An 18,443-nucleotide genomic window follows, 5' to 3' on the forward strand; every position below is an offset into this window, starting at 1 on the left:
ACACAGGGTATTCGGAGATTAAGGTAAAAACTGCAATTTTTTGTAGGCGTTTCGCGGATGCGTTCGTGGATGTCGCAAATAAGCTCTGAAAGCCGCGTGGTTGCACGGTTTGAAGGCATTTTTAATGCAACCTGAACAGTTTTCTAATTGGCGACAAATCCTTATATCTGTAGGTGTTTAAAATAATTAACTACAGGGTCAGGTTTTCGTGGCGTCACGATGGGTCGCGGTGTAGTGGTCGGCCTGTTGCACCAGCCAATCGCGGAAAGCGCGCAGCGATGCCGATTCAACCTTGCGGTCTGGAATCATCAGGTAATAGGCCTTGGCACTGGCCAGAGCGTGGCGGTTCGCGATGACCAGCCTGCCCTCCTCCAGCTCACGCTGGATCAGGAACGGCGGAATCAGGGCGATGCCCATCTCGTGCATGGCGGCTTGGGCGAGCATTGAGAATAGCTCATAGCGCGGGCCTGTCATGTCGCGCTCAACATTCATGTCCAGATGCCCAAACCATTGCCGCCAGGCGTAGGGTCGGGTGGTCTGTTGCAGCAGTGGTAACTCGGCGATGCGTCGCGGCTCCAGGCTGCCCTGCCCCTCCAGTAGCGCCGGGCTGCACACCGGCACGGGGTTTTCGCCCATCAGTCGATGGGATTGGGTGCCGGACCAGTCCCCGTCTCCGAAATAAATGGCGGCATCGAAGGCGGTATCGGCGAACAGGAACGGTCGCGTGCGATTGGTGAGGTTCACCGTGACGTCCGGGTGACGCTCCTGAAAGTCCTTCAGGCGCGGCAGCAGCCATTGCGTGCCGAAAGTCGGCACCACGGCCAGCTCGATCACGTTCGCACCCTGCTGACGCATTACCGACAAGGTATCGCGCTCGACCGCATCGAGCTGCGCCGCGACCTGGCGACTATAAGACAAGCCCGCCTCGGTCAACTTCACCCCGCGGCGAGAGCGGCGGAACAGTTCCACATTCAGAAAAGCCTCCAAGCCACCGATTTGCCGACAAACGGCACCCTGGGTGAGGGCCAATTCCTGAGCGGCCTTGGTGAAGCTCTCGTGGCGTGCCGCCGCCTCGAAGCAGACCAATGCCGTGGTGCTGGGAATCTTGCGGCGCATGTACGTCAACCTCACTTGTCAGCCGTTGAATCTAGGATTTTTCAGTTTTTCGAAGTGAGAAAATATCACTAAACGGTGCGCAATCCTCGTTTGTCCAGACGGCCGATCGGGCCTAGGATCAAGGCACAAGAAACTCAGCTTCTCTATTTCGAGGTATTCGCTCATGGCCGGTAAAGCAAGCTTCAACTGGATCGACCCGCTGCTGCTGGACCAGCAGCTCACTGAAGAAGAGCGCATGGTCCGTGACAGCGCGTATCAGTTCGCCCAGGACAAGCTGGCGCCCCGTGTGCTGGAGGCCTTCCGCCACGAGCAGACCGATCCTGCGATCTTCCGCGAGATGGGCGAAGTCGGCCTGCTCGGCGCCACTATCCCGGTCGAATACGGCGGCAGCGGCTTGAACTACGTGTGCTATGGCCTGATTGCCCGTGAGGTGGAGCGCATCGACTCTGGCTATCGCTCGATGATGAGTGTTCAGTCGTCGCTGGTGATGGTGCCGATCAACGAGTTCGGCAGTGAGGCACAGAAACAAAAGTACCTGCCCAAGCTCGCCGCCGGTGAGTGGATCGGCTGCTTCGGCCTGACCGAGCCGAACCACGGCTCCGATCCGGGTTCGATGATCACCCGCGCGCGCAAGGTCGATGGCGGCTACCGTCTCACCGGCAGCAAGATGTGGATCACCAATAGCCCGATCGCCGATGTCTTCGTGGTATGGGCCAAGGACGATGCCGGCGACATCCGCGGCTTCATTCTTGAAAAGGGCTGGGAAGGCCTGAGCGCGCCGGCAATTCACGGCAAAGTCGGCCTGCGGGCCTCGATCACCGGCGAGATCGCCATGGACAACGTGTTCGTGCCGGAAGAGAACATGTTCCCTGAAGTGCGCGGTCTGAAAGGCCCGTTCACCTGTCTGAATTCCGCCCGCTATGGCATCTCCTGGGGCGCCCTGGGGGCAGCCGAGGCCTGCTGGCACACCGCTCGCCAATACACGCTCGACCGCAAGCAGTTTGGCCGTCCGTTGGCTGCCAACCAGCTGATCCAGAAGAAGCTGGCCGACATGCAGACCGAGATCACCCTGGCGCTGCAGGGCTGCCTGCGCTTGGGGCGGATGAAGGACGAGGGTACCGCAGCGGTGGAGATCACCTCCATCATGAAGCGCAACTCGTGCGGCAAGGCCTTGGACATCGCCCGTATGGCGCGTGACATGCTCGGTGGCAACGGTATTTCCGACGAGTTCGGTGTGGCCCGCCATCTGGTCAACCTCGAGGTGGTCAACACCTATGAAGGTACCCACGATGTGCACGCGCTGATCCTGGGTCGTGCCCAGACTGGAATCCAGGCGTTCTATTGATAAAGGAGCTGGCCATGGGGGCGCTATCACATCTGCGGGTGCTGGATCTTTCGCGCGTGCTGGCGGGCCCTTGGTCCGGTCAGATCCTTGCCGACCTTGGGGCTGATGTGATCAAGGTCGAGCGCCCAGGCACAGGGGACGATACCCGTTCCTGGGGGCCGCCCTTCCTAAAGGACGCCCAGGGTGAGAACACCAGCGAAGCGGCCTATTACCTGTCGGCCAACCGAAACAAGCGGTCGGTTACCATTGACTTCACCCAGCCTGAAGGCCAACGCCTGGTGCGTGAGCTGGCGGCGAAGTCCGACATCGTCATCGAGAACTTCAAGGTGGGCGGCTTGGCGGCCTATGGGCTGGACTATGCGAGCCTGAAGGCGGTCAATCCCAAGCTCATCTATTGCTCGATCACCGGTTTCGGTCAGACTGGTCCTTATGCCAAGCGCGCCGGATATGACTTCATGATCCAAGGGTTGGGCGGGCTGATGAGCCTGACCGGCCGCCCGGAAGGTGAAGAAGGCGCGGGACCGATCAAGGTGGGGGTCGCCTTGACCGACATCCTGACGGGGTTGTATTCGACAGTGGCGATCCTGGCTGCCCTCGCCTATCGCGATCAGACCGGCGTCGGTCAGCACGTGGACATGGCGTTGCTGGATGTTCAAGTGGCCTGCTTGGCCAACCAGGCGATGAACTACCTGACTACGGGCACCCCGCCACGGCGGTTGGGCAATGCACATCCTAATATCGTGCCTTACCAGGATTTCCCGACGGCGGATGGCAACTTCATTCTCACCGTTGGCAACGATGGGCAGTTCCGTAAGTTTGCCGAAGTGGCTGGCCAGCCACAGTGGGCAGACGACCCGAGGTTTGCCACCAACAAACAGCGTGTGGCCCATCGTGCCGAGCTGATTCCGTTGATTCGCCAGGCCACGGTGTTCAAGACCACGGCTGAATGGGTCAGTGAGTTGGAAAAGGCAGGCGTGCCTTGCGGACCGATCAACGACCTGGCGCAGATGTTCCAGGATCCCCAGGTGCTGGCGCGTGGTTTGGCGCTCGATATTGCTCACCCGCTAGCGGGTAGCGTACCGCAGGTGGCCAGTCCCATTCGTTTGTCCGAGACGCCGGTCGAGTATCGTCAGGCGCCGCCATTGCTCGGTGAGCATACTAACGCTGTGTTGGAGGAGGTGTTGGGTATGGATATCGAAGCGGTGCTGCGTTTGAGAAGCGCCGGAGTGATATGAAGTTCTCCCTACCCTCTCTATATAGAGAAGCGGGGAGGCCGTCAGGCCTCCCCGCTTTGCTTTTCAGCCGGATTAAGGTTTTTTGAAAATAAGTGTTGACGGGGTTTCGAATCCCCTTATAATGCGCCCCACTTCCGACGCAGTCGAAACGCAAAACTCCTTGATAATCAACGAGTTGAACGCTTCAGGTAATATCGGAAGGGCTTCGGTCTTCTGATCGGCAGTGGTGAAAAAGGCAGTTCTTTCTCGGTCACTTGCTTGACCGCTTCGATCTTGAATTCTTCGGGGTAACGCTGACGACTCATGGCACCTCCTATTTGGGCCTCATTATGAGGCTTGGAGGTGTCTACGAAACCAGGGGCGATTCATCAAGACCATCAGTGACATTGCCGGGCAGACCAACCTGCTCGCGCTCAACGCCGCCATCGAAGCGGCGCGCGCGGGGGAGCAGGGACGCGGGTTCGCCGTGGTCGCCGACGAAGTGCGCCAGCTCGCCTCGCGCACCAGCACCGCCACCGACGAGATCGCCAAGGTAGTGCAGCAGAACGAACAGTTGGCTCAGGCGGCGGTGGACATCATCGACACCAGCAAGCGCCAGGCCGAGCAAGGCCTGACCCTGGCTGCCGAAACCGGCAGCGTGATCGTCGAAATCCAGGACGGGGCGAAGAAGGTGGTGGATGCGGTAGGGCAGTTTTCCAACCAGCTGAATCATTGATGCCCCGCACCGTGGGGCGGGGTTAGCCGCGAAGGGGGCGCAGTACGCCCCCTCGCGAGGTCAGCTGCGCTCGCGTACCCAGAACAAGGTCGCGCCCGCCACTGCGGCTGGCATCATCACCACGTTCACCAGCGGGATCATCAGCGCCAGATAGGTGATGCCGCCAAAGCCCAGTGACTGCCAGCGCTTTTCGCGCAGCCAAGCGAGCATGTCCTGCCAGCTCATCTTGTTGTTGTCCGCCGGGTAGTCGATGTACTGGATGGCCATCATCCAGACCCCGAAGATCAGCCACAACGGGGCGGCCACCACGTTGACCACCGGGATCAAAGACAGGATGAACAGGCCGATGGCCCGTGGCAGAAAGTAGCCTAGCTTGCGCATTTCACGGCCGAAGGTGCGTGGCACCATGGCGATCAACTCGCCCCAGCTGAATGCGGGGAAGTTATCCTGCCCGCGGACCACCACCTCGACCTTTTCGGCCAGAAACCCATTGAAGGGCGCGGCGATGACGTTGGCCACCAGGGTGAAGGTGAAGAACACCATGAGGATCACCAAGGCGACGAACAGTGGCCACAGAATGTAGGTCAGAAAGCTCAGCCAGCTCGGCAGGGTGGGCATCAGGGTATCGACCCACAGGCTGAACTGATGCCCTGCGAAGTAGATCAGCCCGCCGAACAGCAACAGGTTGACTGTCAGCGGCAGCAGCACGAACAGGCGCAGGCTGGGGCTCATGACCAGTTTCAGCCCTTCGCGCAGGTACTGTGGGCCAGAGAGGACAGGGGCTTGCATCGAGACGCTCCGGATCAGGGGAAAACGCGCTGACCTTACCGAGTTTGAGGCCTCGACGAAAGCCGCCTGGTGCGGGAGCAACGGGCTGTAACAAAAGCGAGGGAAGATTTTCTATCGGTTCGGTCGGGAGATAGAGGCAGCCTATAAGGTGGATTGTCGAAGGATATTTCCTTAATCTCTGCGACCTCGCTACAGTGCGCTCAACTTTTTGGTTTCGGATCTGCGCGTCATAGGCTTCCCCAAGCGCTGCGTAGGTCCCTTTTCATTCCAGCCGGCACTGCCGGTGCCCCGACGCCGGCCCAGCGGCCGTCTCGACAGGAGTTCGACATGTCTGAAGTACGTCATTCGCGCGTCATCATCCTCGGTTCCGGCCCGGCCGGTTACAGCGCAGCGGTCTATGCCGCCCGTGCCAACTTGAAGCCGCTGCTGATCACCGGCATGCAGGCCGGCGGTCAGCTGACCACCACCACCGAAGTCGACAACTGGCCGGGCGACCCCCACGGCCTGACCGGCCCGGCCCTGATGCAGCGCATGCAGGAGCATGCCGAGCGCTTCGAGACCGAGATCGTCTTCGACCACATCAATGCCGTGGACCTGGCCAACAAGCCGTTCACCCTGCGCGGCGACAGCGGCACCTACACCTGCGACGCCCTGATCATCGCCACCGGTGCCAGCGCTCGCTACCTGGGGCTGCCGTCGGAAGAGACTTTCATGGGCAAAGGCGTTTCGGCCTGCGCAACCTGCGACGGTTTCTTCTACCGCAACAAGCCGGTTGCCGTGGTGGGTGGTGGCAACACCGCCGTGGAAGAAGCCCTGTACCTGGCCAACATCGCCAGCAAGGTGACGCTGGTCCACCGCCGCGACACCTTCCGCGCCGAGAAGATTCTGGTCGACAAGCTGCACGCCCGTGTGGCCGAAGGCAAGATCGAGCTCAAGCTCAACGCCACCCTGGATGAAGTGCTCGGTGACGACATGGGGGTGACCGGTGCGCGCCTGAAGAACAACGACGGTAGCAGCGACGAAATCAAGGTCGACGGCGTGTTCATCGCCATTGGCCACACCCCGAACACCTCGCTGTTCGAAGGCCAGCTGACCCTCAAGGACGGCTACCTGGTGGTCAACGGCGGCCGTGAAGGCAACGCTACCGCCACCAACGTCGAAGGCGTGTTCGCGGCTGGCGACGTGGCCGACCACGTCTACCGCCAGGCGATCACCTCCGCCGGTGCCGGCTGCATGGCTGCACTGGACGTGGAGCGTTACCTGGATGGCCTGGCGAACGCTTCGTTCTAAGGATTCGCCAGCGTCCACCGGGGCTTTGGCCCCCTACAAAAAAACCGGCCTGATGGCCGGTTTTTTTGTGTCTTGAAAGAGCCTTACAGGCTAAGGCGCATCGACAGGTCCACCGCCTTCACGTCCTTGGTCATGGCGCCGATGGAAATGTAGTCCACGCCGGTCTCGGCGATCACCCGCAGCGTGCTTTCGTTCACGCCGCCGCTGGCCTCGAGCTTGGCCTTGCCAGCGGTGATGCGCACGGCTTCGCGCATTTCATCGAGGGTGAGTTCATCGAGCATGATGATGTCGGCGCCAGCCGCCAAGGCCTGGCGCAGCTCATCCAGGCTTTCGACCTCGATTTCCACAGGCTTGCCCGGCGCGATGCGGTGCGCTGCGTTGACGGCCTCGGCCACCCCGCCGCTGGCGGCGATATGGTTTTCCTTGATCAGGAACGCGTCGTACAGGCCGATACGGTGGTTGTGACAGCCGCCGCAGGTGACTGCGTACTTCTGCGCCAGACGCAGGCCGGGGAGGGTCTTGCGGGTGTCGAGCAGGCGCACCTGGGTGCCCTGTACCAAGTCCGCGAGAAAGCGCGCCCGGGTCGCCACACCCGACAGCATTTGCAGGAAGTTCAGCGCCGTGCGTTCGCCGCTGAGCAGCGAGCGTGCCGGGCCTTCGAGGTGGAACAGCGCCTGGTTGGGCGTGGCCCGATCGCCATCGGACACCTGCCAATGCACCGCGACCCGCGGGTCGAGCTGGCGGAACACCGCATCGACCCAGGCGGTACCGGCGATGGTGCAGTCCTCACGGGTGATGATGGTTGCCTTGGCCAGGCGCTCGGCCGGAATCAGCTGGGCGGTGATGTCGCCACTGCCGATGTCTTCGAGCAGCGCGCGGCGCACGTTGGCTTCGATTTCGGCGGTCAGGTCGGCGAGGCGTAGGTTCGGCATGGTCGGCTCCACAAGCTAGGTGCGGCGATTATAGGGCAGGGGGGCGGCGTGTACAGCGGCAACGGGACTGACCTTTGGTCGGGACGGCTGAGCATTGTGGCGCATGGAGTGTCAGTTGCTGGCGTGTGAAGAACGCTCTAGTAGCTATCGGAATTTTTACCGATAATGCGCCCAGTATTTGGCGTCATGGTTTTGACTGGCATCGCGCCAACGAAAACACCCACAAGGAGTCCGGGATGCAGAAAGAAGGCAAGGTGGTGCCTTTGGCGGTCGCCATCGATCGCGGGGCTCATGCGCCCTCGTGCCTCCCGGTGCCGCTTCTGCAAGTGCGCGACCAGGCTGCATTGCAGCTGCGCCAAGGGCTGCAGGCATTGTTCGACAATGCTGACGACACGCTCTTCGAAATGGCCGACAAGGCTCCTGATCGTTTCGAGCAGAACCTGTACTTCGAAGCCATGCGGGACCTGCGTCTGAAGCGAAAGAGCATCGAGCGCGGCTTTCTCGACACTTTCTATGACCGCTTTGCCCAGGTAGGGCAGGTCGAAGCCTCGGCATTCACCCTTAGCGAGGACCCGCTCGGTTCGGCGCAGTTGGCACGCACCGCCGTCCTCGAAACCATGGTCGCCCGGGTGCTTTCGCGCGATGGTCTTGCTTTGGAACACCTGGCGTTGCGCCTGCAAGCCCTGCTCGGCAACGCCGCGGCGGCGCCGGACAACCCCCTGGGGCCGGACCGTTTGTGCGGTTATTTCCTGGAGGCCGCGCGCAGCCAAGGCGTTACCCGCAGGGTCAAGCTGATCCTGCTCAAGCTGTTCGAACGCTACGTGTTGCGCGACCTCGATCAGTTGTACGATCAAGCCAACCAGTTGCTGGCCGACGCCGGTGTGCTGCCTGAACTCAAGCCGACACCGCGCCGTCGTGCCGACGATCGTCGCCAATCCGTCCAACGCCTGTCAGCCGAGCTGGCGCGAGACGAAGCGCCGGATCTCGATGGCGCAGGCCAGGCGTTCTTCGATTCCGTACAGGCACTGCTGGCCCCGATCCGAGGCCGAATCGCGCCGCGTGTGCAGCAGGTCGCCAGCGCCCAGCCGATCAGCACCGCCGACCTGCTGCGCCTGCTGTCGCATCTTCAGCACTATGTACCGGCCACCTGCGAGGCGGATGACTTCTCGCTTGGCCAGCAGTTGGAGCAGTTGCTGCTGCGGGTGAGCGTGCGCAGCGGCACGCGCCGCCGGATCGACACGGCTGACGAAGACACCCTCAATCTGGTCGGCCTGCTGTTCGACTTCATCCAGGCCGACAACAACTTGCCTGTATCCCTGCGCGGGTTGATTGCTCGCTTGCACATTCCACTGCTCAAGGTCGCCTTGCTCGATAAAGGCCTGTTCAGCCGTGCCAGTCATCCTGCCCGGCGTCTGCTCAACGAGATTGCCGCCGCCGCGATCGGCTGGGAAAGCGGCAGCGAGGGCGTGCGCGACAGCTTGCATCTGCGCGTGGAGCGGGTGATCCAACGCCTGCTCAACGACTTCACTGACGATTCCCGCGTATTCGCCGATCTGCTCGAGGATTTTCTCGCGTTCAACCAGGAAGAGCGGCGGCGCAACGAACTGCTCGAACAGCGCACCCGTGACGCCGAAGAGGGGCGCGCCCGGGCGCTGCAAGCCCGGCAACGGGTACAGCAGGCACTGAACTTGCGCCTACAAGGTCGGGTGCTGCCGCACGCGGTGGTACACATGCTGGTGCATGGTTGGAGCCAGGTCTTGCTGCTGGCCTGGCTCAAGGAGGGCGAAGACTCCAGCGCCTGGCGCGATGGCCTGGACACAGTCGATGCCCTGCTGGCCAGCATCGCCCCGCACCGAGATCCACAGGCGCGGGAGCGCTTGTTGCAACAGGTGCCGGTGCTGCTCAAGAACCTGCGCGACGGATTGGCCGGGGTGGTCACCGAAGCCGCCGCGACCCGGGAGTTCTTCCTGCGACTGGAGCAGTTGCACCTGCGCGCCTTTGCTGGCGGTGACGTTTCATCCACCGACGGCGCGCCTGACCTGGATGAGGTCTTGGTGGCCGAGCAGATCATTCTGGCGGTGGCCGATGAATCGGCCTGTGGTCCGTTGCTGCGTCTGGATGGACAAAGCCCTGAACTGGGACAGGTGCGGCGGCTGCGCATCGGTGCCTGGGTAGAAGTGATGGATGACGATGAGCCCCTGCGCTGCAAGTTGGTGGCGGTGATCGACAGCAGCGACCGCTATGTCTTCGCCAATCGTACCGGCATGAAGGTGCGGGAGTGGAGCTGCGCTGGACTGGTCCAAGCCCTGCGGCGTGGTGAGGTTCGTCTGCTCGACGACGGTCTTTTGTTCGAGCGCGCGCTGGACGCTGTGCTGGAACGATTGCGCAGCCAGCAGACGCGCTGAACAATCATTTACATGCAAGCCTGCCGGACGCGGGGCATACTGGCGGCTCCTCCCTGGCGATTTCAGGAACTGCTCCATGCAATTGGACCGTGCGACTGGCTGGTTCTCCGGCGTCACCCACTGCCCCTCGCCGAATTTCAACGCGCGCCCTGAAGGCGAAGCCATCTCCCTGTTGGTTATCCACAACATCAGCCTGCCTCCGGCCTGTTTCGGCACCGGCAAGGTCCAGCAGTTCTTCCAGAACCGGCTCGATCCCGCCGAGCACCCCTACTTCGAAAGCATCTGCCATTTGACCGTCTCAGCGCACTTGTTCATCGAGCGGGACGGGGCGGTGACCCAGTTCGTCTCTTTGCTGGACCGTGCCTGGCATGCCGGTGTTTCGCGCTTCGGCGAGCGCGAGGGTTGCAACGATTTTTCCATTGGTATCGAGCTGGAGGGCACCGATGATTTGCCCTACACCGACGCCCAGTACCAGACCTTGAAACAACTGACCGAGCAGATTCGCGGCGCGTGGCCTGTGATCGACCTCGGACGTATCTGCGGTCACAGCGACATCGCCCCGGAGCGCAAGACCGACCCGGGCCCGGCTTTCGATTGGTGCCGCTACCGGGCGGCCCTGCAGTGCAGTGAGGACGACGCATGAGCTTTCTAGTGTTGGTGTTGGTGCTCTGGTTCGAGAAGTTCTCGGCCCTGCGCCAGCGGTTGCAGCGTGACGGGTTCTTCATCGGCGAGCTGGTACGTCTGGAGCGCAGCGGCAAGGTGCATCCCTGGTGGACGCTGGCCATCCTGGTGCTGGCGCCCGTAGCGTTGCTGGTGCTGTTGCTGCACGTGCTGGAGCCTGTGGCTTACGGCCTGCTGGCCTTGCCAGTGCACCTGCTGGTGCTGATCTACAGCCTCGGGCGTGGCGACATCAAGGCATCCCTGGGGCCGTTTCGAGATGCCTGGCGCCGGGCCGATGACCAAGCCGCGCTGCATGTGGCCGAGCGGGATCTGGGCCTGGCCGCCGACGATGCCCCTAGCTTGTTGGTGCGGGTGCAGGGGCATTTGCTGTGGCAGGCCTACCAGAGCTTTTTCGCGGTGATCTTCTGGTACTTCCTGCTCGGCCCGGGCGCGGCCTTGGCCTATCGGCTGCTGGCGCTGAGTGTAGAGAACAGCCGCCAACCGGCACTCAAGGAGCGCGCCGAGCAGCTGCGCCATGCCCTGGACTGGTTGCCGGTGCGGGTGCTGGCCCTGAGCTTTGCCCTGGTAGGCAACTTTGTCGCCGTGGTGCGGGTGATGCTGCATGAACTGCTCAACTGGCACATCAGTGCGGGGCATCTGGTGGCGCGGGTCGGACGCGTGGCGGACAGCGCGCCTGAGGAAGAAGACACCCAGCGGGGGCTCGGTCGTCTGGACAGCCTCTGGGAGCTGCTGCTGCGTTGCGCGGTGCTGTGGTATGCCTGCTTTGCGCTGTGGACGGTATTGGTCTGAGTGCGTGCTTCGGCTTGTCGGCCTGGTATCGAGCGAGCCAGGCCTACGCAAGCAGCGCTTAACCTTAAATTACAAACCTTGGGTTCGATCTGCGTTATACAAGTCCCCTGGCCGTTAATGGCCTTGTGCTACCTCGCAGAATAAAAAGAATCCAAGGAGATGCGCATGAAGCGTTTGCTCTATCCGGCCATCGCCCTGATGGACCGGCTGAGCTTCGGCTTGAAGTTCAGCTTGATCAGCACTTTGTTCTTCGTCCCCATGCTGATCACCAGCTTCTACCTGGTGCGCGACGTCTACGACGAATTCCACGCCACCGGCGTCGAGCTGCAGGGCTTGGGGCCCCTGGCTGGCGCCCTGACCCTGCGTAGCGATCTGGAAACCCTGGGCAACCTGTTGCAGATCAACGCCCTGTTGGGCCAGTCGGGACAGGCCGGCGACGTGGAGCAGCGTATCGGCGCCCTTGAGGACAAGGTCGCCGCGGGGCTTGAGGCGATACCCACGAGCGACCCGCAGCTACAGGCCCGACGAGAAGAGCTGAGCGAAATCTTCACCCGCGCGCGCAACGAGTCCTCCCTGCAAAGCAAGGCGGCTCTGTTCGACAAGCTGTTGGTTCAGGCCCAGGTCCTGACCAAACAGGTGGCCAGTCAATCCGGGCTGGACCAGGACCACCAGGCCTCGGTGCGGCATCTGAGCGAGCTGCTGGGCAGTGCCACGGGTCAGGTAACCCAGACCCTGGGCGAAGGGCGGGCATTGGGGGCCATGGCGTTGGGCCGTGGCTTCATCGATTCGGCCGGCAGTGCCCGCTTCGAAGACTTGTTGCAACGCTTGGAGCGGCTGTCTGCCGACTACGGCATTCGCCTGGACGACGCACTGGCCGCTGACCCGCGCGCAAGGACCGACTTGGCCGCGCTGGCCGAAGCCAGCCAGGCAACGGTGAAACAGGCCGCGACCTTGTTCGAAGACCGTGTGGTGATGGCCGAAACCCTGGACGCGCCGTGGCTTGGGTTCTATCAGCAGGTCAGCGACCTGATGGTGCAGACCTACCGCCTCAACGACGCCATCCTCTCCCACCTTCAGGTGCAACTGCAGGATCGCCTGGACGAGCACCGCCTGCGCATGATCGCGCTGGTCGCCGCGCTGCTGGCGGTATTTGTCCTGATCATCTATCTGGACAGCGGCTTCTATGTGTCCATCCGCCAAACCTTGGGCAATCTGGGCGCGGCCATGGACAAGGTCGCAGCCGGCGACATGACCGTGAGTTTCAAGGCCCACAGCCGCGACGAGCTCGGCGAGCTGGGCCAAGGCTTCAACCAAACGGTGTTGCGCATTCGCGAGCTGATCGATCAGGTGGGGCGGACTGTCTCGACGGTCGAGGAGCAAGCCGGGCAGGTGCTGGAGGTGTCGGTGCGCAGCAACCAGGCGGTCAGTGGCCAGCGTGAGCAGATCGAACAAGTGGCCACCGCCATGAACCAGATGAGCGCCACCTCCCAGGAGGTCGCCCGCAGTGCAGCCCTGGCCGCCGAAGGCGCGCAACAGGTCAATCGCGAGAGCGCCACCGGCCGTGGCCTGGTGGAAAACCAGCAGGACAGCATCACCCGCCTGGCCGGGGAGATTGACCAGAGCGTGGTTGCGGTCAACCAGCTGGCCGGTGACAGCCAGGCCATCGGCCGGGTGCTGGAGGTGATCCGCAGCATCGCCGAGCAGACCAACCTGCTGGCGCTCAACGCCGCCATCGAGGCGGCTCGGGCCGGCGAGCAGGGCAGGGGCTTTGCCGTGGTGGCCGATGAGGTACGCACCCTGGCGCGCCGCACCCAGGACTCCACTGAGGAGATCGCCCAGATGATCCAGCGCCTGCAGGCGGGCGTCGACGCGGCGGTCACGGCCATGGGCAGCAGCCACCAGATGGCGGCGGGGACGGTGGACGAAGCACGTCAGGTGCAACAGGCGCTGGGCAACATCCTTGGTGCGGTGGGCGGCATCGTCGCGCAGAACCAGCAGATCGCCGCGGCCGTCGAGCAGCAGACCGCGGTGGCCCATGACATCGACCTGAATATCGTGGCAATCAACCGCGCTGCCCAGGACACCACCCAAGGCGCCTGCCAGACCGAACAGGCCAGCCGGGCGTTGTCGAACCAGGTGGACGAGCTCAAGCGACTGATCGGCGCGTTCCGCGTCTAGGCTGATTCGTGGCGACTTCTTCGCGGGTTTACCCGCGGATGGGCCTGCGATGGCTTACCAGCCGAACAGCTCACAGGCATTGCGGCTGCTGATCTGAGCCAGGCGCTCGGCGTCTATGCCCATCACCTCGGCCAGTGCGTGGGCGATTTCCGGGAGATGTTCCGGGCTGTTGCGTTCTCCGGGGAACATCACCGGTGCCATGTCCGGGGCGTCGGTCTCAAGCACCACGCTTTCCAGCGGCAACCGGGGCAAGGTCTTGCGCAGGCGCAGGGCTTGAGGCCAGGTGGCCGCGCCGCCCAGGCCCAGCCTGAAGCCGAGCTTGATGTATTCGCGCGCTTCTTCATAGCTGCCGGCGAAGGCGTGGATGATACCGGCGCGCGCAGGCTTATAGCGCTTGAGGGTGGCGATCACCTGGGCATGGCTGCGGCGTACGTGCAGCAGGGCGGGCAGGTCGAAGTCGCAGGCCAGTTGCAACTGCGCCTCGAACAACGCTTGCTGGCGTTCCTTGTCCAGTTCCGGCAGGTAATAGTCCAGGCCGAACTCACCCACCGCACACAGACGCGGGTCGCCGCGCAGACGTTCGAGCCAGGCGCGCAGTTGTGCCAGGTGCTCGGGGCGGTGCTGGTCGAGGTACACCGGATGCAGGCCCAAGGCCGCGAACAGCCGCTGTTCGCCACAGACCAGATCCCACACCCGTTGCCAATTGGCCTGATACACCCCCAGCACCACCATGCGCTCCACGCCTCGAGCCGCCGCGTTGGTCAGCAGGCGGTCGCGGTCGGCGTCGAAGTCGGGGAAGTCCAGATGGGTATGGGTGTCGATCAGGCGCATGGTCAGCCTGCGTTGATGCGTTGCTTGAAGGTCCGGGCTATCGCATGCACGCCGGGTTCGTAGCGCTTGTCCTCGATCGCGGCCAGGGCCAGTTCCAAGGCGGTGGCCGCGATCAGGCCGTGCTGCTGGGCCATGGCATTGACCGGCAAGGGCAGGAAGTCCAGCAACTGGTTGTCGCCGAAAGTACCCAGTTGCAGCTGGCGCGAGTCGGCCGGGCGCGTCTGCAGGGTATCGAACACGCCCTGGAGCAACACGTAGGAGGTGGTCACCAAGGCGTCGGGCAGGCCGCCGAAGTCCTCGATCAGTTGCTGCATCAGGCGCTGGCCACACTCGCGGCTGAAGGCTTCGCCCTGGTAGCGGCGCACCTGGCCGGTGAACGGTTGCAGGGCTTCGTCGAAACCGCCAGCACGGGCCTGGCTGACCGACAGCTCCGGGCGTGCGCCGATCAGGGCGATGGTGTCTGGGCGGGTATCCAGAAGGCTTTGGGCCAGCTGGCGGCTGGCGTCGCGGTCGTCGCTGATCACTGAGCAGAAGTATTCCGGTGCCATCCGCCGGTCGATGGCGATGACCGGTAGGCCTTTGTCCTGCAGCTCACGATAGCTTTCGTCATCAGGCGGCAGGCAACTGGCGACGAACAGCGCATCGCAACGACGGGCGCGGAACAGCTGCTGCAACTGGCGTTCGCTGTCGGGCTGGTCATCGCTGCTGGCGATCAGCAACTGGTAGCCGCGGGCGCGGGCACCCTGTTCGAGTTGCTTGGCAATGCGGGCGTAGCTGGGGTTCTCCAGATCCGGGAGAATGAAGCCCAGGGTGCGGGTGTGCCGGCTGCGCAGGCCGGCGGCCTGGGGGTTGGGCGTGAAGCCGTGGGCCTCGACCACCGCACGCACGCGCTCGACGGTGCTGTTGCTGATGCGCTGTTGTTCGGCCTTGCCATTGATGACGTAGCTGGCGGTAGTCACGGACACACCGGCCAGACGGGCGATATCGCTGAGTTTCACCGAATTTTCCTTGTTATTACCGGGGCTGCCTGCGAGGCCGGACCGGGTAGTTTCACCTGGCGTCGGAGCCTTGGGCAGGCGACCATTGTCGCAATTGTCCGACAGGATGGGGCTTTTTCGTCGGAAGATTATCGAGTAACGTGGCCACCTGGTCAGGTTAAACGATTCAGCAGGCAAATTTTCTGCCCCGTGTACCGTCTGCGCAAGACCGTTGAACAGACCCGATTCGTGGAATTCACAACAATACCTCAGGTCCCCGCCCCGGGGGCTGCAAAAGGAGAAGGTCATGCTGGAGCTCGCTCAGGAGCAGATCGCTATGGACCAGGTGGCTGCCGACAAGGCCGAGGCGCTGCGCCTTCTGGCCGATCGGCTGGTCGCCGATGGCCTGGTCGCCGAAGGTTACCTGCAAGGGCTCCTGGACCGCGAGGCGCAAGGCTCGACATTCCTTGGCCAGGGTATCGCCATCCCCCACGGCACGCCGCAGACCCGCGACCAAGTCTTCGCCACCGGCGTGCGCCTGTTGCAGTTTCCCGAGGGGGTGGACTGGGGGGACGGTCAGATCGTCTACCTGGCCATCGGCATTGCCGCCCGGTCCGACGAGCACCTGCGCCTGCTGCAATTGCTGACCCGTGCCCTGGGCGAGACCGACCTGGCCGAGGCCCTGCGCCGTGCCTCCAGCGCTGAGGCGTTGCTCAAGCTGTTGCAAGGCGCACCCCAGGCCCTGGCGCTGGACGCGCAACTGGTGGGGCTGGGCCTGGCCGCCGAAGACTTCGACGAGCTGGCCTGGCGTGGCGCGCGGCTGCTGCAACGTGCCGGCTGCGTCGATGCCGGGTTTGCCAACGTGCTGCAACAGGCCGAGCCGCTGCCCCTGGGTGAGGGATTGTGGTGGCTGCACAGCGAGCGCCTTGTGCGTCAGCCAGGCCTGGCCTTCGTCACGCCGCAGCAACCGCTGCGCTACCGTGATCAGCCGCTCAACGGCCTGTTCTGTCTGGCGAGCCTGGGTGTCGCTCATCAAGCTTTGCTCGAGCGCCTGTGTGAAGTGCTGATCGAAGGCCGTGGGCAAATGCTCTACCAAGCGCCCAACAGCCGCGCCGTGCTGCAGGTGCTCGGTGGAGAGGCCCCGGCCGATTGGCCGAGCGTTTGCGTGGTGCTGGCCAATCCCCACGGTTTGCATGCGCGCCCAGCCAAGGTGCTGGCCCAGCTGGCCAAAGGTTTCGAGGGCGAGTTGCGTGTCCGCCTGCAGGACAGCGTCGAGCCGGCAGTGTCGCTCAAGAGCCTGAGCAAGCTGCTCAGCCTTGGGGCCCGGCGCGGCCAGACGCTGGAGCTCATCGCCGAACCCAGTATTGCCAACGATGCCCTGCCGGTCTTGCTGGCGGCCATCGAGCAAGGCCTGGGCGAGGTGGTGGAAGCGCTGCCTGAAACGGCCTCGCCAAGTGTCCAAGAGCCTGTGCAGACGCTCCAGGCGCCGGCGGCCGGAAGCGTCGTGCAGGGTGTCGGCGCTGCGCCGGGCATCGCCAGTGGCCCGGCTTTTGTGCAGGTAGAGCGCCAGATCGACTACCCGCTACGCGGCGAGTCGCCTGCCCAAGAGCGGCATAAGCTGCGCGATGCGCTGGCGGTGGTGAATGCCGAGCTGCAGGCCCTGGTGGAGCCTAGTGACCCCACGATCGGCGAGATATTCGTCACCCACCAGGAAATGCTCGCCGACCCGGGCCTGAGCGATGAAGTCGAGCAGCGCCTGGCCCAAGGCGAGAGCGCGGCGGCTGCCTGGATGGCGGTGATCGACGGCGCGGCGCGTCAGCAGGAGGCGTTGCACGACACCCTGCTGGCCGAGCGTGCTGCGGATCTGCGTGATATCGGCCGGCGAGTGCTGGCGCAACTGTGCGGTGTCCAGGACATCGTCGAACCTGAGCAGCCCTACGTGCTGGTGATGGCCGAGGTGGGCCCGTCGGATGTGGCCCGCCTGGACCCGGCCCGGGTCGCCGGTATTGTCACTGCCCAAGGCGGTGCCACGGCCCACAGCGCAATCGTTGCCCGCGCGCTGGGCATTCCGGCGGTGGTGGGGGCCGGTGCCGCCATTCTGTTGCTGGAGCCAGGCACGCCATTGTTGCTCGATGGCCAGCGTGGCCGGGTCAGCGTGGCGCCGGCGGCCGATGACCTGCAGCGGGCCCTGGCCGAGCGCGACCTGCGCGAGCAACGCCTGCAGGCCGCCTGGGCCAAGCGTCACGAGCCGGCGGTGACCCGCGATGGCCATGCGGTCGAAGTGTTCGCCAACATCGGCGAGAGCACGGGGATCGACAAGGTGGTGGAGCAGGGCGCCGAAGGCGTCGGCCTGCTGCGCACCGAACTGATCTTCATGGCCCACCCCCAGGCACCTGATATCGCCACCCAGGAGGCTGAATACCGCCGCGTGCTCGATGGCCTGGGCGGGCGGCCCCTGGTGGTGCGCACGCTGGATGTGGGGGGCGACAAACCGCTGCCGTACTGGCCGATCGACGCCGAGGAGAATCCCTTCTTGGGGGTTCGCGGCGTGCGCCTGACCCTGCAGCGTCCCCGGATAATGGAAGCCCAGCTGCGCGCCTTGCTGCAGGCAGCCGATGACCGCCCCCTGCGCATCATGTTCCCGATGGTCGGACAGGTGCATGAATGGCGCGAGGCCAAGGCCATGGTCGATCGCCTGCGTGCGCAAATCCCGGTGGCTGACCTGCAAGTGGGCATCATGGTCGAGGTGCCGTCAGCGGCGCTGCTGGCACCGCAACTGGCGCGCGAAGTCGATTTCTTCAGTATCGGCACCAACGACCTGACCCAGTACACCCTGGCCATCGACCGTGGCCATCCGAGCCTTTCGGCCCAGGCCGACGGCCTGCACCCGGCGGTGCTGCAACTGATCGACGTGACCGTGCGTGCCGCCCACGCCCAAGGCAAATGGGTGGGCGTGTGTGGCGAGCTGGCGGCGGACCCGCAGGCGGTCGCGGTGCTGCTGGGCCTGGATGTGGACGAGCTGAGCGTCGCGGCCCGCAGCATTGCCGAAGTCAAGGCGCTGGTCCGCCAGGCCGATCACCAGACGGCACGCGCCCTGGCGCGCGAGGCCTTGCAACAAGACAGCGCCGCGGCGGTCCGGGCGCTGGTGGAGCGTTATTGA

General features: G+C 63.8%; 14 protein-coding genes and 1 pseudogene. 9 read left to right on the plus strand and 6 right to left on the minus strand.

The annotated features are described in order from the left end of the window. Positions 1-198 precede the first annotated feature (198 nt). Complete coding sequence (locus tag R6G97_RS02730; RefSeq protein WP_043207782.1) at positions 199-1,116, minus strand: LysR family transcriptional regulator; 918 nt, start codon at positions 1,114-1,116, stop codon at positions 199-201. Positions 1,117-1,279: 163 nt separating this feature from the next. On the opposite strand from R6G97_RS02730, the gene R6G97_RS02735 reads away from it, so the two are divergent. Together R6G97_RS02735 and R6G97_RS02740 are read left to right on the plus strand one after the other, a co-directional pair. Next, positions 1,280-2,461: an acyl-CoA dehydrogenase gene (locus R6G97_RS02735; RefSeq protein WP_317847761.1), complete on the plus strand. Its 1,182-nt coding sequence runs from the start codon at positions 1,280-1,282 to the stop codon at positions 2,459-2,461. A 14-nt stretch (positions 2,462-2,475) separates the two neighbouring features. Further along, the gene (locus R6G97_RS02740; protein WP_090344062.1) at positions 2,476-3,696 is read left to right on the plus strand and encodes a CaiB/BaiF CoA transferase family protein; all 1,221 of its coding nucleotides are present in this window, start codon (positions 2,476-2,478) and stop codon (positions 3,694-3,696) included. Positions 3,697-3,863: 167 nt separating this feature from the next. Here R6G97_RS02740 and R6G97_RS02745 read toward each other — a convergent pair whose 3' ends face one another. Further along, complete coding sequence (locus R6G97_RS02745) at positions 3,864-4,001, minus strand: hypothetical protein (protein WP_317847762.1); 138 nt, start codon at positions 3,999-4,001, stop codon at positions 3,864-3,866. Positions 4,002-4,072: 71 nt separating this feature from the next. On the opposite strand from R6G97_RS02745, the pseudogene R6G97_RS02750 reads away from it, so the two are divergent. Then, positions 4,073-4,411: pseudogene (locus R6G97_RS02750) on the plus strand (methyl-accepting chemotaxis protein); the annotation flags it as partial. 60 nt (positions 4,412-4,471) lie between these two features. On the opposite strand, the gene cysZ reads toward R6G97_RS02750, so the two are convergent. Beyond that, the gene (gene cysZ, locus R6G97_RS02755; protein ID WP_043213846.1) at positions 4,472-5,200 is read right to left on the minus strand and encodes a sulfate transporter CysZ; all 729 of its coding nucleotides are present in this window, start codon (positions 5,198-5,200) and stop codon (positions 4,472-4,474) included. A 327-nt stretch (positions 5,201-5,527) separates the two neighbouring features. Between cysZ and trxB the strand changes: the two genes are divergently transcribed. After that, complete coding sequence (trxB, locus tag R6G97_RS02760; RefSeq protein WP_043213848.1) at positions 5,528-6,490, plus strand: thioredoxin-disulfide reductase; 963 nt, start codon at positions 5,528-5,530, stop codon at positions 6,488-6,490. A gap of 83 nt (positions 6,491-6,573) precedes the next feature. On the opposite strand, the gene nadC is transcribed toward trxB, so the two are convergent. Next, a complete protein-coding gene (nadC, locus tag R6G97_RS02765) occupies positions 6,574-7,422 on the minus strand; it encodes a carboxylating nicotinate-nucleotide diphosphorylase (protein ID WP_043207989.1) in 849 nt (282 codons plus the stop codon). Between the two features lie 236 nt (positions 7,423-7,658). On the opposite strand from nadC, the gene R6G97_RS02770 reads away from it, so the two are divergent. The 4 genes from R6G97_RS02770 to R6G97_RS24865 all read left to right on the plus strand — a co-directional run bounded on the left by R6G97_RS02770 (position 7,659) and on the right by R6G97_RS24865 (position 13,475). Then, positions 7,659-9,827 (plus strand): DUF1631 domain-containing protein, encoded by a 2,169-nt coding sequence (locus R6G97_RS02770; RefSeq protein ID WP_043207990.1) that lies wholly within the window; start codon positions 7,659-7,661, stop codon positions 9,825-9,827. Between the two features lie 76 nt (positions 9,828-9,903). Continuing rightward, positions 9,904-10,470 (plus strand): 1,6-anhydro-N-acetylmuramyl-L-alanine amidase AmpD, encoded by a 567-nt coding sequence (gene ampD / locus R6G97_RS02775; RefSeq protein ID WP_043207993.1) that lies wholly within the window; start codon positions 9,904-9,906, stop codon positions 10,468-10,470. Further along, complete coding sequence (ampE, locus tag R6G97_RS02780; protein ID WP_043207995.1) at positions 10,467-11,297, plus strand: regulatory signaling modulator protein AmpE; 831 nt, start codon at positions 10,467-10,469, stop codon at positions 11,295-11,297. Before ampD ends, ampE begins: the two co-directional genes overlap by 4 nt. Before the next feature lie 1,473 nt (positions 11,298-12,770). Then, on the plus strand, positions 12,771-13,475 hold the full coding sequence (locus R6G97_RS24865; protein WP_414628450.1) for a methyl-accepting chemotaxis protein: 705 nt from the start codon (positions 12,771-12,773) through the stop codon (positions 13,473-13,475). Positions 13,476-13,529: 54 nt separating this feature from the next. Here R6G97_RS24865 and R6G97_RS02790 read toward each other — a convergent pair whose 3' ends face one another. Together R6G97_RS02790 and cra are read right to left on the minus strand one after the other, a co-directional pair. Beyond that, entirely contained in the window at positions 13,530-14,306 is a 777-nt protein-coding gene (locus R6G97_RS02790) for a TatD family hydrolase (protein WP_043207999.1), read from the minus strand. Between the two features lie 2 nt (positions 14,307-14,308). Further along, entirely contained in the window at positions 14,309-15,304 is a 996-nt protein-coding gene (gene cra, locus R6G97_RS02795; protein ID WP_182941751.1) for a catabolite repressor/activator, read from the minus strand. A gap of 286 nt (positions 15,305-15,590) precedes the next feature. On the opposite strand from cra, the gene ptsP reads away from it, so the two are divergent. After that, positions 15,591-18,443, plus strand: a complete 2,853-nt coding sequence (gene ptsP, locus R6G97_RS02800) for a phosphoenolpyruvate--protein phosphotransferase (protein ID WP_317847765.1) — start codon at positions 15,591-15,593, stop codon at positions 18,441-18,443.

Origin of the sequence: Pseudomonas sp. HTZ2 (assembly GCF_033173945.1) — a bacterium.
Taxonomy (GTDB): Bacteria; Pseudomonadota; Gammaproteobacteria; order Pseudomonadales; family Pseudomonadaceae; genus Aquipseudomonas; species Aquipseudomonas guariconensis.